At 68.9% G+C, this 13291-nt stretch carries 14 protein-coding genes; 13 read left to right on the top strand and 1 reads right to left on the bottom strand.

Going from position 1 to position 13291, the window contains the following annotated elements:
- Positions 1-8 precede the first annotated feature (8 nt).
- Positions 9-1856, top strand: coding sequence for an HNH endonuclease signature motif containing protein (locus tag AC5RVV_RS03245; protein WP_493999972.1), 1848 nt, complete (start codon positions 9-11; stop codon positions 1854-1856).
- 44 nt (positions 1857-1900) lie between these two features.
- Here AC5RVV_RS03245 and AC5RVV_RS03240 read toward each other — a convergent pair whose 3' ends face one another.
- Positions 1901-3295, bottom strand: coding sequence for a glucose-6-phosphate dehydrogenase (locus AC5RVV_RS03240; RefSeq protein ID WP_494001267.1), 1395 nt, complete (start codon positions 3293-3295; stop codon positions 1901-1903).
- A 311-nt stretch (positions 3296-3606) separates the two neighbouring features.
- On the opposite strand from AC5RVV_RS03240, the gene ffh reads away from it, so the two are divergent.
- The 12 genes from ffh to lepB all read left to right on the top strand — a co-directional run bounded on the left by ffh (position 3607) and on the right by lepB (position 13288).
- The gene (gene ffh, locus AC5RVV_RS03235; protein ID WP_493999971.1) at positions 3607-5193 is read left to right on the top strand and encodes a signal recognition particle protein; all 1587 of its coding nucleotides are present in this window, start codon (positions 3607-3609) and stop codon (positions 5191-5193) included.
- 252 nt (positions 5194-5445) lie between these two features.
- Entirely contained in the window at positions 5446-6003 is a 558-nt protein-coding gene (locus AC5RVV_RS03230; RefSeq protein WP_493999970.1) for an NUDIX domain-containing protein, read from the top strand.
- Between the two features lie 10 nt (positions 6004-6013).
- The gene (locus AC5RVV_RS03225) at positions 6014-6727 is read left to right on the top strand and encodes an alpha/beta hydrolase (RefSeq protein ID WP_493999969.1); all 714 of its coding nucleotides are present in this window, start codon (positions 6014-6016) and stop codon (positions 6725-6727) included.
- A gap of 23 nt (positions 6728-6750) precedes the next feature.
- Positions 6751-8001, top strand: coding sequence for an eL24 family ribosomal protein (locus tag AC5RVV_RS03220; RefSeq protein ID WP_493999968.1), 1251 nt, complete (start codon positions 6751-6753; stop codon positions 7999-8001).
- A gap of 64 nt (positions 8002-8065) precedes the next feature.
- Entirely contained in the window at positions 8066-8953 is an 888-nt protein-coding gene (locus AC5RVV_RS03215) for a VOC family protein (protein WP_493999967.1), read from the top strand.
- Positions 8954-9022: 69 nt separating this feature from the next.
- Positions 9023-9508 (top strand): hypothetical protein, encoded by a 486-nt coding sequence (locus AC5RVV_RS03210; protein ID WP_493999966.1) that lies wholly within the window; start codon positions 9023-9025, stop codon positions 9506-9508.
- A gap of 229 nt (positions 9509-9737) precedes the next feature.
- Positions 9738-10166, top strand: a complete 429-nt coding sequence (gene rpsP, locus AC5RVV_RS03205) for a 30S ribosomal protein S16 (RefSeq protein WP_493977360.1) — start codon at positions 9738-9740, stop codon at positions 10164-10166.
- Positions 10166-10405 carry an RNA-binding protein gene (locus AC5RVV_RS03200; protein WP_493977361.1) on the top strand — a complete coding sequence of 80 codons (240 nt, stop codon included), beginning with the start codon at positions 10166-10168 and terminating at the stop codon, positions 10403-10405. The genes rpsP and AC5RVV_RS03200 overlap by 1 nt, the downstream gene beginning before the upstream one ends.
- A 110-nt stretch (positions 10406-10515) precedes the next feature.
- A complete protein-coding gene (gene rimM, locus AC5RVV_RS03195) occupies positions 10516-11064 on the top strand; it encodes a ribosome maturation factor RimM (RefSeq protein WP_493999965.1) in 549 nt (182 codons plus the stop codon).
- Entirely contained in the window at positions 11065-11934 is an 870-nt protein-coding gene (gene trmD / locus AC5RVV_RS03190) for a tRNA (guanosine(37)-N1)-methyltransferase TrmD (protein WP_493999964.1), read from the top strand. It abuts the gene before it with no gap.
- Between the two features lie 251 nt (positions 11935-12185).
- The gene (rplS, locus tag AC5RVV_RS03185) at positions 12186-12545 is read left to right on the top strand and encodes a 50S ribosomal protein L19 (RefSeq protein ID WP_493941266.1); all 360 of its coding nucleotides are present in this window, start codon (positions 12186-12188) and stop codon (positions 12543-12545) included.
- 32 nt (positions 12546-12577) lie between these two features.
- Positions 12578-13288, top strand: a complete 711-nt coding sequence (gene lepB / locus AC5RVV_RS03180; RefSeq protein WP_493999963.1) for a signal peptidase I — start codon at positions 12578-12580, stop codon at positions 13286-13288.
- The last annotated feature ends 3 nt before the right edge of the window (positions 13289-13291 follow it).

The raw sequence follows: 13291 nt of genomic DNA, 5'->3' as shown, positions 1-13291 counted from the left end.
GTTGAAGTATGGCAGCGGAACCGTTGGACGAGGCACAGGAGCCGGAGGAATCCTCCGGCACCCCTGCCGTGTCCGACGACGGTGCCGCGCCCGACAATGGTTCTGCCGAGCCGGTACCGGTCCCGCGGGGGTGGGGGGACGACTGGCGGGAGCTGGGACCGGCGGAACTGGCCGGCCTGCTCGCCGGCACCGACCCCGCGGCCTTGGACGATTGGTCGACCCTCGACTACCTTCAGGCGGTGCGCAAACACGAGGCCTGGACCCAGTCCCGCCGGCTGCGGGCCGTGCACCGCCTGGCGGTGCTCCGCCCGGCAACCGGGCCCGACGCCGGGGCACCGGACGGGATCTGCCGGCACGCCGCCGCCGAGCTCGCACCCATCCTGGCCGTGCCCCGCCAACGCGCGGCCGCCGAACTGGCCGACGCACACCAGATCGCCACCTGCCTGCCCGCCACCCTCGCCGCCCTGGACAACGGCGACCTCGACCTGCCCCGCGCCACCGCCATCGCCCGCAAAGGCGCCGGCCTGCCGCCCGAGGTTCTGGCCGGCTATGAAGCCCGCGTTGTTCCCGGCGCCGGGACCATCACGCTGGAATCCGTGCAGGCCCGGGCCCGCACAGTCCGCGACCGGCTGCACCCCGAATCCCTCGAGATCCGGCACCGGGCCGCGATGGAGCGCCGCACCGTCCACTACCAGCCCCAGGACGACGGGATGGCCGAGCTCTACATCCGCACCAGCGCCGACAAAGCGCTGCTCGCCTACAACCTGATGCAGGCCCACGCCCGCAAACTCCAGACCGCGGACGAAACCCGCACCCTGGGCCAGCTCCGCGCCGACGTGTTCACCGACATGCTCCTGCGCTACCCCGGCCACGCCTACCAGCCCGCCACAGACACCTTCACAACCGGAACCGCCGCCGACGAAACAGCCGCCGGAACCGCCGCCGGCGACACAGCCGCTACCCAGACGGCCACCGACAACTGCGGAACAGCGGCCACCCAAGCAGCAGCCGGACCGAGAGCAGCAAGCCGTTCCGGAACTGCTGCCGGATCCGGGACCGTGCTCGGCTCTGTAACGAACGCAACGGCAATGACAACGGCAGCCGCTCCACCTGGCGCCCCCGAGAAAACCGGCCCAAAAATCCCGGCCACAGGAGTTGCGGCGTGCACCGTCCGAAACACGGCAGCCGGAGGGACGGCAGGGCCGGGTCCCTGTACCTGCGGTGCCGGGAATGTGACCGCCTCGGTCGCCGTCACCGCGCCCCTGCCCACCCTGCTCCGGCTCGCCGAGGACCCCGGCGACCTCACCGGCTACGGGCCGATCCCGCCGGGCATGACCCGCGACCTTGCCGCGCTCGCCAAGTCCTGGTTGATCGTGCTCACCGATGACTATGGCAAGGCAGCCGCCGTCGCCAAAGACCTGCGCCACCCGCCCGAATGGCTCAAACGCCTCGTCCGGCTACGCGACCGCCACTGCCGCGACTTCGGCTGCACCGTCCCCGCCGACCAATGCGACATCGACCACACCGTCGCCTGGGAAGACGGCGGCAAAACAGTCATCGAAAATCTCAGCGCCAGGTGCAAACCCGGGCACAAAACCAAACACCACGGCGGCGGAACCGTCACCCAGGACCCCGACGGGACCCTCCACTTCACCACCCGCTCCGGCCACACCCACACCACCACCCCCGACGAAGGCTGGACGCTCACGCTCCCCTCGGCACCCGGCGCAGAAGAAGCCACGGAAAGCCCGGGCAACGGGGCAGAGGATCCCCGGGGTTGTACCGGCGGCGAGGGCGACACCGGCGGCGGCGAAGCCACGGACGGCCCATGGGACAAGACCCCGCCACCGTTCTAGACGCCCCACCGCCCGTTCTAGGTATTTGGGGGCCTCGATTTGCGTTAGGGAAGCGGCCTGTCGCTCCGGGAAGTTGACCAACCGGCCGGACCGTTGCTGCCCCCTTCGTACTCTTCCAGCGGCACTTCGTCTTTTTCCCAAGCCTTCAGCACGGGCTCGACTATCCGCCAGCACTCCTCGGCGGTATCCCCGCGGACGGACAGGAGCGGGTCGCCGCGCAGCACGCCTTCCAACACTTCGCCGTAGGGCAACAGATCGGCCGAGTGCAGGTCGGCGCTCATGACCGCCCGGTCCAGAGTGAAGATGTCCCCGGGACCGTTCACATCGATCTCAAGTTGAAGGGTTTCGGGTCCGAGCCCGATCCGCAGCCGCGTCGGGGCGTCGATGCCCTTGAAGCCCGTCGGCAGGTGGTTGACCGGCCTAAAGGTGATGATTACTTCCTTCTGCGGCTTGCCCAAAGCCTTGCCCGAGCGGAGGATGAACGGCACGCCGGACCACCGGGAGTTGTTGATCGAGACTTCAACCTCGGCCAGGGTTTCGGTCTTCTTGGCCGGGTCCACGCCCTGTTCGTCGGTGTAGTCCGGGATGTCGCGGTCGCCGATCCTGCCGGCGGTGTAGCGGGCACGTCGAGTGCTCTTGCCGAAATCCGGGTTGACGCTGCTTGCGCGCAGGACGCTGCCGATATGGTCGCGCAGGTCCCGCTCATGGATAGTGGCCGGGGCGTTGAGGGCGGTCAGCGCCATCACCTGCAACAAGTGGCTTTGGATCATGTCACGCAGCGCGCCGGCCCCGTCGTAGTAACGGGCACGACCCTCCAAGGCCAGCCCCTCATCGTAGAAGATCTCGACTTTCGCCACATGTTCATTGCTGAGCAGCGGCTCCAGCAGGCGGTTGGCGAAGCGCAGGCCGAGGATGTTGAAGACCGTTGCCTTGCCCAGGAAGTGGTCCACCCGATGGATATGGTCCTCCGGCACCAGCTTCAACAGCGTCTTGTTCAGCGATGCGGCCGATTCACGGCTGGAGCCGAACGGCTTTTCCAACACCAGCCGTGTTCCCTCCGGCACGTCCTCGGGCCGGAGCAGCTCGCAGGCTTTCTGGCTGACCGCGGGCGGCAGGGCAAAGAACACGGCCACCGGGCCATCCAGCGCGGCCAGCAATTCCGCCAGTGCGCCCTCCGCCGTCACGTCCACCGAGTGGTACCGCGTGTTTTCCTGGACCTCGCGCAGTTGCCGCCGTCCGTCGTCGTTCGCACCCACCGCGCAGGAATCAAAGGCGCCGCGGACGCGTTCCTGCCACCTGCCCTCGTCCCAGTCATCCGAGCCGGCGCCCACTACTTTCAGTCCGCTGGTCCTGCCTTGCGCGATCAATTTGCCCAGCCCGGGCAGCAGCAGTCGGCCGGTCAGATCGCCGGAAGCCCCCAAAATCAGCAACGTCCGGATCTGCAGCGGCCCGTCGGCAGCGGGGGCGGACACGTCCTCGGGCTGGGTCTTTTCCTGTGTCTGGGTCTGTTCAACGCTCACGTTCCCACCTTGCCACGGCTGTACGGCAGGGGGAACGGTCCATGGGCCGGGCGAGCTCGGACCCCACCGGCGTTCCTCCTTGCCGCGGTTCCTCGGCTGGATATGAGCCGACGGCCGAGTGGTCGCGATTTCCGGCGCGACTGCTGCCACCGCCAGTTGATACCCTTAAGTGCTGAACTCCGGCGCGGCCCGGGGACTGTGAACCAGATCGACGAAAGTAGACACGGCGCGTGTTCAATTCACTCTCTGACCGGTTGGCCTCGACCTTCAAGAATCTGCGCGGCAAGGGACGGCTGTCTGAGGCCGACGTCGACGCCACCGTTCGCGAAATCCGGCGAGCCCTGCTCGACGCCGACGTCGCGGTGCCCGTGGTGCGCGAGTTCGCGGCCCACGTGAAGGAACGCGCGCTCAGCGAAGAGGTCTCCGCGGCCCTGAACCCGGCCCAACAGGTCGTCAAGATCGTCAACGACGAGCTGGTCAAGATCCTCGGCGGGGAGACCCGGCGCATCAAGCTGGCCAAGACCCCGCCGACGGTGATCATGCTCGCCGGCCTGCAGGGTGCCGGCAAGACCACCCTGGCGGGCAAGCTGTCCAAGTGGCTCAAGGGCCAGGGCCACAGCCCGCTGCTGGTGGCCGCCGACCTGCAGCGACCCAATGCCGTGACCCAGCTCCAGGTCAACGGTCAGCGCGCCGGCGTGCCGGTCTACGCCCCGCACCCGGGCGTGCAGTCCGAGTTCGACGCCGTTACCGGCGATCCGGTGGCCGTGGCCCGCGACGGCGTGGCCGAGGCGCGGCAAAAGCTGTACGACGTCGTCATCGTCGACACCGCCGGACGGCTGGGCGTCGATGCCGAGATGATGCAGCAGGCAGCTGACATCCGCGCCGCCGTCAACCCGGACGAAGTGCTCTTCGTGATCGACGCGATGATCGGCCAGGACGCGGTCAAAACCGCGCAGGCCTTCAACGAAGGCGTCAATTTCACCGGCGTTGTCCTCTCCAAGCTCGACGGCGATGCGCGCGGCGGCGCGGCGCTCTCCGTCGCGTCGGTGACTGGCAAACCGGTGATGTTCGCTTCCACCGGCGAAAACCTGGACGACTTCGAGATCTTCCACCCGGACCGGATGGCCAACCGCATCCTCGACATGGGCGACATGCTCACCCTGATCGAGCAGGCGGAGAAGTCCTGGGACAAGGGCGAAGCCGAGCGGATGGCGCAGAAGTTCGCCGACCAGGAAGACTTCACCCTGGACGACTTCCTCGCCCAGATGCAGCAGATCCGAAAAATGGGCTCGATGAAGAAGATGCTCATGATGATGCCCGGCGCCGCCAACATGCGCCAGCAGCTGGAGAACTTCGATGAACGGGAAATCGACCGCGTGGAGGCCATCGTCCGGTCGATGACCCCGCACGAGCGCGTTGCCCCGAAGATCATCAACGGCTCCCGCCGAGCCCGCATCGCCAAGGGCTCCGGCGTGCACGTGTCCGAGGTCAACGGCCTGCTGGAGCGTTTCGGCCAGGCCCAGAAGATGATGAAGAAGATGGCCCAGGGCGGCGGCATCCCGGGTATGCCGGGCGTGGCTGGGCCGGGTGGCTTCGGTGGCGCCCGGAAGAAGCAGCAAACCGCGAAGGGCAAGAAGAAGGCCCGCTCCGGCAACCCGGCCAAGGCGGCACAGGAGCTGCGCGAGGCCGAGGAACGCCGGAAGAACAAGGCCTCCGTTCCCGCCGGAAGCGCCTTCGGCGTCCCGCAGGACGGGCAGGACTTCGACCCGTCGGCGCTGAACCTGCCCAAGGGATTCGAGAAGTTCCTCGGCAAGTAGCCCCGAAGCTGTACCGCGAAGGCTGTAACGCGGCAGGTAAATGCCCCGTCGTTTTCCGGCGGGGCATTTTCCGTGGGCCGGCGGGGGCGCTTATCCACGCCGCGCCGCGCTTTCCATGCTCTGGAAGGTAAGCTGGTTGTCGAATCGTTTCAACTGGGGACACGCACCGGCGGGTTACGCGGCTCCTTTGCACGGGCGGCCCATTCGCCCGGCGACAACCGGCCACCGGCGGCAGCGCAGCGAAGGAGTTTTGTGGCAGAGCAGGCACGCGGCGACGACGACGGCCAGCCCGGAAAGCGGCGGGACACCGTCACGGTGATCGTGCGCAGTGTCGGCGGCTCCGTGGTGCTGGTGGACAATCCCGGCGGGCCCCGACTGCCGGCGACGCCGGTCCGGCCGGGCGAAGACCCGCGCGCGGCAGCGGCCCGGGTGCTCGCCGAGTCCTCCCTGCTCGTACCGCCCGGGCGCATCCTCGCACTGGATTACCAGCCGCTGGACGGCGAAGCCGCGGAAGCCATTACCTTCGTGTACGACGGCGGAACGTACGACGGCGGTGAGCTCGCCGCCGGTGCCGGGGGACAGGCGGTCTTCCTGCCCGTCGAGCAGGCCGAAGCTGTCCTGGACCCGGCGCAATCGGCCCAGCTGGCCGCGGGGCTCCGGGCCCACGAACTGCTCACCGTGGTTGAACTGCGCCACGGGCAGCCGCTGCGGACCGGGCAGTTGCGCGTCCCGGAACGAGAACTGGTGCCCCACGTCTGGGCGGCGGAGGCCGCCGGCGACTCCAAGGGAACCGTGGGTTCCGGCGTTTAGTATTTCTCCCATGGCAGTCAGTGGCAGCGGAGAGCGGGTGGTCTTTGTCCACGGCACCGACAGCTTCGGGGCCGCAGCCTGGCCGCGCCAGCACCGCCTGGCCGGACGCTACGACTGCCTGTTCCTGCGCCGCCACGGGTTTGATCCGCAGGCTGAGCCCCGGCCGACCGACTTTGACGAGGACGCCCGGATCGTCGGCCGGCACCTCGGCCCGGGTGCCCACGTCGTCGCTCACGCCCAAGGTGCCGTCGCGGCGATGATGGCCGCGGTCGAACACCCCGGCAGCGTGCACTCGCTCACGCTGTTCGAACCCGCCTGCCTGTCCTTGACCGCGGACCTGCCGGCCACCCGTGCCTACCGCGAGCGGCTGGAGCCGTTGTTCGACGCGCGGCGGGAGCTGACCGACGAGGAATACCAGCGCGCCTTCGTCCGGCTGGTAGTCGGCGCAGAAGCGCTGCCGCTGGCCACCGTGGCGGACCGGGCACAGGCGATGCGGGTCCGCCTGCAGGCGCCGCCCTGGCAGGCGCCGCTGCACATCGTCCCGGGCCTGCCCACCCTGGTGGTCACCGGCGGCTGGGAACCGCTGTACGAGGAAGTGGCCGAATACCTGGCCGCCACCGGCGCCGTCCACCGCCACGCCGGCGGCCACCACCGCCCGCAGGACACGGACCGGGGCCATTCCCTGCTGGCGGCCTTCCTGGCCGGGGCAACACTGCCGGACTGATCAGAGGTTGCTAGCGTGGAGCTATGAATGAATCAGCCTGGGAACCGGCGTCAGGACAGCTGTGGTGGCCGTGGCCGCTGGACGAAGCGGGCGTGGCCGCCCTGCAGCAGCAGCTCACCGACCGTTCGCTGCTCGGTGCCTTCGCGGGCGGCGCCCCGCAGGCCGGCGACAGCGTTGTCTCCGTGCTCCTGGCCGTGAACGGGGAACAGCGCGCCGCCGTCCTGGATCCGGCCGGCCGGGCAGTGCCCGGGCCCGACGTCGCGGCCCTGGTCCGCGGGCTCTCCGCCGACCTGGGGGCGGCCGTGGAGATTGACGGCATCGAATACGAGGCACCGGCACCGGACGCGGCTTTGGAAGTGGAGGAGATGCCGGAACCGGACGAGGCCGAGGAGCTCGAAGCGCCGGACGCGGCCGAGCTGCGCACCGTGCTGGTGGGCAGGTTCCGACGCGAGGACCTGATGATGTTCGGCGCCCTCAACGGCGTGGAACTCCACGTCCTGGAGCCCGATGCGGGCACGCCGGGCGCGCCGGGCCGGGCCGCACCCGGCCAGCGGATCGTCTTGGTCTACGGGGAGGCCGCGCCCGGGCTCTACAACTGGCCGGCCTCGGCCAAACCGATCGTGGCGCTGATGGACCTGGACGGCTTCCGCGCCGTCGAGGCATGGCTGCCGGGCACGCGGAGCGACCCGGACACCAGCTTCTGGCACGCCTGGGAGGCACCGGCCAAGCCGTTCCCTTCGGCGTCCCGGGCCGACGCCGAGGCGCTGCGGCTGCTCGGCCGGATCGTGCACCCGGAAGGCCCCGACACGCAACGGCTCAGCGATGTGCTGGGCCTGGAGCCGGGCGCCGTCGAGGGGCTGCAGGACCTGCTGTCCTCCCCGGACGAGCCCGGAATCCTGGCCCGCGCCGGCCAGTTGCTGCAACTGCCGCCGATCGCCGCCCGGCTCGCCGAAGGGTCGCTGCAGCCCGACCGGGTCCCCGGGATGGAATCGATTCCCGTCCAGTCCATCGGCAAGGCGCTGCTGGAACTGGCCAGCACTCCGGCCGAGGGCAGGGGCCCGTTGGCGGCGTGGCAGCGCGCCGTCGTCGCGCGCCCGGCCCTGCTGGCCGGCAGCGCCGCAGCGGCCGCCACCGGCGCCGCCCTGCTGTTGCGCGCCGCCGGACGCCGGCCCGCGAGCTCCCGGTTCCTGCGCGCGGGCGCGCTGGGGCTGGTGCTGCAGGCGGCCGGAGACGTGGCCCTGGGCAGCTACCTGGCGTACCGGCGCCGCCGCTGACCACTGATACACCGGCAGGCGTTTGGACTGGAATAAACGTGAAGCTTCAAGTATTGTTAATTGCATGAACATTCAAGTAAACCCCCAGGACCTGCTCTCGGCCGACCTCAGCATGGGCACCGTGATGCTCAAGGTCGGCGACATGAAGAACATGACCAACTACTACCAGCAGGCGCTGGGACTGGACCCGGTCTCCGAGGGACTCGGCGGGGTTTACCTGGGCCGCGGCACCACGCCGCTGCTCCACCTGGCCCCGGCCAACGGGCTGCAGCTGCCGTCGCGCGGCGAAGCCGGCCTCTTCCACACCGCCTTCCTGTTCGAGAACCAGTCGGACCTGGCCGCCACCGTGGCCACCGCGGCGCAGACCGACCCCTCCCGGTTCGCCGGCAGCGCCGACCACCTGGTCAGCGAGGCGTTCTACTTCACCGACCCGGAGGGCAACGGCATCGAGCTCTACTGGGACCGCCCCCGCGACCAGTGGTCCTGGAACGAGACCGCCGACGGCAAGGAGGTCCACATGGACAGCCTGGCCCTGAACCCCCAGACCTACCTGCAGAGCCACCTGACCGAGGAGTCGCTGTCCACCCAGCGCGAGGCCGGCGCCGGGATCGGCCACGTGCACCTGCAGGTCGGCGACACCAACGTCGCCGAGGAATTCTACGTGAAGACCCTCGGCTTCGAACGCACCGCCGGCTGGCACGGCCAGGCACTGTTCGTCGCCGCCGGCGGCTACCACCACCACATGGCCATGAACGTCTGGAACAGCCGCGGCGCCGGGCCGCGCAAGGACACCCTGGGTCTGGGCGAGGTGCTGATCCACGTGCCGACCGAGGACGAGGTCGGCGCCCTGACCGAACGCCTCACCAGCGCCGGCATCGCCCACCACCACACCGGGGCCGAGCTGCGCTTCGAGGACCCGTGGCGCAACCAGTTGCGCGTCGCCGTCGGCTGAGGCGGAATCCCACCCGGTGCGGCTAGGCTGAAGAGGTACCACTCGGTCTAGCCGCGGAAGGACCTGCAGATGTCCGGAACCACCGAAATCTTCGTCGCCACCCACGATGTCGCCGTCCGGCGCGCCGCCGAGCTTGAGGCCAGTGTCGACTCCCGCGGGGAAACCGACGGGCCGATGGCCGAGGTCGAGGATGCGCCCAGCCTTCGCCTCAACGGGGTCACCGACCTTGAGGTCGAGATCCTCGGCGGCCTGGCCGCGAAGGCCGTCGGCGCCGCCGGCGGCGAGGCCCTGGACATGGCCGACGTCTCCAGCGACTACCTGATGGTCGCCCCGGATGCCATGGTCCAGTCGCTGGCCGAACTGCTGACCTACACCGACGACGACGGTGCCTCCCTGATCCCGGAGGTTGCCTCGCGGTGGGCCGCCGAAGAGGACATGCCGTTCAGCGGGGCCATCGCCGAAGACAACGTGCGCCGGATTGCACAGCTGGCGTCGCTGGCGGAGCAGGCCGAACGCCAGCAGCTCTACGTCTGGTCCACGACCGCCGAAGCCTGACGTTTCTTGGGTCGAGCGGCCTGAAGTGCCTGCCGCCGAACCGGTGGCAACGCGCCGCCGTCGCCAAGTCGCGCGGATTGCTTCCCATCTGGCACAATAGACAGGTACTCGATCTGCGCGGCCCCTCTCTCCGCGTGTGTATCTTGTCCTTTGAACCCCAACCATGGCCCGCCCCACGGGAGCAGACATACGGGTTCGCCCATTTTCAGAACCAGGAGTGACCACAACAGTGGCCGTAAAGATTCGCCTTAAGCGCTTCGGTAAGAAGTTCTCTGCCCACTACCGCGTCGTTGTCATGGATGCCCGCGCCAAGCGCGACGGCCGTGCCATCGAGGAGATCGGGCAGTACCACCCGACCGAAGAGCCCTCGTTCATCGAGATCAACTCCGAGCGTGCCCAGTACTGGCTCGGCGTCGGCGCCCAGCCGACCGAGCAGGCCGAAGTTCTGCTCAAGATCACGGGCGACTGGCAGAAGTTCAAGGGCATTGAGGGCCAGGAAGGCACCCTCAAGACCAAGGCTGCCAAGGAAGCCTTCGTGGCTCCCGAAAAGGACTCCGTGATCGTCCCCGAGGCCATCACCCCGAAGGCCAAGAAGGAAGAAGCTGCCGAGGCTCCGGCCGAGGAAGCAGCCGCAGACGAAGCCGAAAAGGCTGAGTAATGCTGGCCGAAGCGCTCGATCATCTGGTCCGCGGGATCGTTGACAGTCCTGACGACGTCAAGGTAACGCAGAAGAGCAACCGCCGCGGTGACATCATCGAGGTGCGTGTTCATCCGGAGGATCTGGGCCGCGTCATCGGCCGCCAGGGCCGCACCGCCCGCGCACTGCGCACCGTGGTGAACGCCTTGGCCGATGACCAGGTCCGCGTGGATGTGGTCGATACCGACCGCCGCCGCTGATCCGGATCGGCGCCTGCCCGGCATCGAGCCGGGCACCCATTCCATAACCTCCGGCCCCTGTACCAGATAATGGTCCAGGGGCCGGACGTTTTTCTTCCAAAGGAGTCTGCATGCAGGTACAAGTTGCCCGGATCGGCAAGCCGCACGGCATCCGGGGCGAGGTCACGGTCCAGGTGCTGACCGACGCCCCGGCCGATCGCTTCGTCCCCGACGTCGAGCTGACCGTGGAGCCGGCCGGCCTGGGGCCGCTGACGGTGCGCAGTGCCCGCTGGAACAAGGACATCCTGCTGCTGGGTTTCCATGAAGTCGCCGACCGCAACGGCGCCGAAGAACTCCGCGGCGCCAGGCTCTTCGTCGACACCGAGGACGTCGAGGACGACGACGACGCGTGGTACGAGCACGAGCTCGTCGGCCTCGAGGTGCGCATCGGGGAAGATGTGGTCGGCAAGGTCTCCGGCCTGAACACCATGCCCGCCCAGGACCTGCTGGTCGTGGAGGACCTGGACGGCGGGGAAGTCCTCGTGCCGTTCGTCGAGGAGATCGTGCCGGAGGTGGACGTGGAGGCCGGCTTTGTCCGGCTCACCCCGCCGGCCGGGCTGTTCGAGCTGAACTCGCCGGATGCGCAGGAGGCCCCCGACGACGGCGAGGGGGAGCGCTAGGTGCGCATCGACGTCGTCAGCATCTTTCCGGAGTACCTGGCCGCGCTGGACTTGTCGCTGATCGGCAAGGCGCGCCAGGACGGGCTGCTGCAGCTGCAGGTCCACGACCTGCGCGACTTCACCACCGACCGCCACCGCACCGTCGACGACACTCCCTACGGCGGTGGCGCGGGCATGGTCATGAAGCCCGAACCCTGGGCGCAGGCGCTCGAATCGGTCGTTGCCGCGAGCCCCGGCGGAGACCTGCCGGCGCGCCCGGATCCCGGCGCGGACACGGTCCCCGAACCGGCCGCCGCCCGGCCGGTCCTGATCGTCCCGTCCCCGGCCGGCGAGGTCTTCAACCAGGCCCTCGCCTACGAGCTCGCCGCCGAGGACCATTTGGTGTTCGCCTGCGGCCGCTACGAAGGCATCGACGAGCGAGTCCTCGACTGGGCGGGCGGACATTTCCGGGTCCGCCCGGTCAGCCTCGGCGACTACGTGCTGAACGGGGGAGAGGTGGCCGTGCTGGCGATGGTCGAGGCCGTGGGCCGGCTGGTTCCCGGCGTCGTCGGCAACCCCGACTCGCTGGTGGAGGAGTCCCACTCGGACGGGCTGCTGGAGTATCCGGTCTACACCAAACCCTCCGAGTGGCGCGGCCGCGGTATCCCGGACGTGCTGCTCAGCGGAAACCACGCCAAGATTGCCCGGCACCGCCGCGACGAACAGCTGCGCCGCACCGCCGCGCGCCGCCCGGACCTGGTCCTGGCCCTGGATCCGGAGACCCTGGACAAGCAGGACCGCGCCACCCTGGCCGGACTCGGCTATACCGTCACGCCCGAGCGGGTCGTGCCGGATTCGGCGCACCCGGAGCTTCAGCCGCGCCGCATGTAGGGCTGGGGCGGCATGTAGGGCTTGGGCGGCGGCGGAATTAGAGCTTGGGCCCTGCCGTGTGGCAAAATAGAGGATTGTGTCCGCTGGGCACGTTCCTGCCACAGGGGGAGCGTCGCCAACAGCCGGACTCTCCGGCCGCCGATTCCCGGATGGCCGGTTTCCTGAATTTCGGCAGCGACCGTTGCAGGCACCGCCTGACCGTCCTGCCGTGACCAAAGTGAATGACCTGTGGCGTTCACCAGGAGTGAGAAATGCATATCCTCGACTCTGTTGACGCAGCATCGCTGCGCAGCGACGTTCCCGAGTTCCGCGCCGGCGACACCGTCAAGGTGCACGTGAACATCATCGAAGGCAAGACCGCCCGTATCCAGGTTTTCCAGGGTTTCGTCATGGGCCGCCAGGGCCATGGTGTCCGCGAGACCTTCACCGTCCGCAAGGTTTCCTTCGGCGTGGGCGTGGAGCGTACCTTCCCGGTACACTCCCCGATCATCGACCACATCGAGGTCGTCACCAAGGGCGACGTGCGCCGCGCCAAGCTGTACTACATGCGCAAGCGCCACGGCAAGGCAGCCCGCATCAAGGAGAAGCGCGACTTCGGCACCGCCAAGTAAAGTTGCCCACCGGCAACTTCTTGACCTAACCAGTGCAGCACCTCCCTGGTTCCCCCGAAGCCTCGGGGGAACAACCAAGACGCCGGCCCGGACTTCCGGGCTGGCGTTTTGTGTTGGCCGTCGTCGCCTGCGCCGTGGTGCTCAGCGCCGTCGTGCGCGCCACGCTGCTGGACGTGTACTACATCCCGTCCGGCTCGATGGAGCCGCTGCTGGAGACCGGCGACCGTGTCCTGGTTTCCCGCACCGACTACCACTTCGGCGGGATCCGGCGGGGCGACCTGGTGGTCTTCGACGGGCGGGGCTCGTTCGCGCCCTTTAATAGCGGCAAGTCCCCGTTCGTGGACGCCGCGCAGCAGGCCGGCCAGTGGCTGGGCATTGCCGGCAGCGACACCATCTACGTGAAGCGCGTGATCGGCCTGCCGGGGGACTCGGTCGAGTGCTGCGGCCCGGACGGGCGGCTGCTGGTCAACGGCGAGCCCGTCGAGGAGGATTACCTCTTTCCCGGCGACGCGCCCAGCGAGGTGGAGTTCTCGGTCCAGGTGCCCAAGGATAGATTGTGGTTAATGGGGGACCACCGGTCGGCCTCGGCCGATTCGCGGGCTCTCCTCGGCGCGCCCGGCGGCGGCATGGTCCCCGTCGAGCGGGTCATTGGCCGCCCGCTGAGCATCATCTGGCCGCTCGACCGGGTGTCCGGGCTGGAGCGGATACAGTTGGATGCCCAGCCAGCGGAGAATCGAGGATAGTGA

The sequence above is a fragment of the Arthrobacter sp. MDT2-34-1 genome, assembly GCF_059091365.1.
Note: the sequence above shows the minus strand (reverse complement) of the source record. Positions and strands in the feature narration are given on the sequence as shown.

Excerpts from the sequence above, each read along its gene's own strand:
- AC5RVV_RS03245 (WP_493999972.1), top strand. The coding sequence starts at position 9 with ATGGCAGCGGAACCGTTGGACGAGGCACAGGAGCCGGAGGAATCCTCC.
- AC5RVV_RS03225 (WP_493999969.1), top strand. The coding sequence starts at position 6,014 with ATGGCAGTCAGTGGCAGCGGAGAGCGGGTGGTCTTTGTCCACGGCACC.
- AC5RVV_RS03220 (WP_493999968.1), top strand. The coding sequence starts at position 6,751 with ATGAATGAATCAGCCTGGGAACCGGCGTCAGGACAGCTGTGGTGGCCG.
- AC5RVV_RS03215 (WP_493999967.1), top strand. The coding sequence starts at position 8,066 with ATGAACATTCAAGTAAACCCCCAGGACCTGCTCTCGGCCGACCTCAGC.
- AC5RVV_RS03210 (WP_493999966.1), top strand. The coding sequence starts at position 9,023 with ATGTCCGGAACCACCGAAATCTTCGTCGCCACCCACGATGTCGCCGTC.
- AC5RVV_RS03200 (WP_493977361.1), top strand. The coding sequence starts at position 10,166 with ATGCTGGCCGAAGCGCTCGATCATCTGGTCCGCGGGATCGTTGACAGT.
- rimM (WP_493999965.1), top strand. The coding sequence starts at position 10,516 with ATGCAGGTACAAGTTGCCCGGATCGGCAAGCCGCACGGCATCCGGGGC.
- rplS (WP_493941266.1), top strand. The coding sequence starts at position 12,186 with ATGCATATCCTCGACTCTGTTGACGCAGCATCGCTGCGCAGCGACGTT.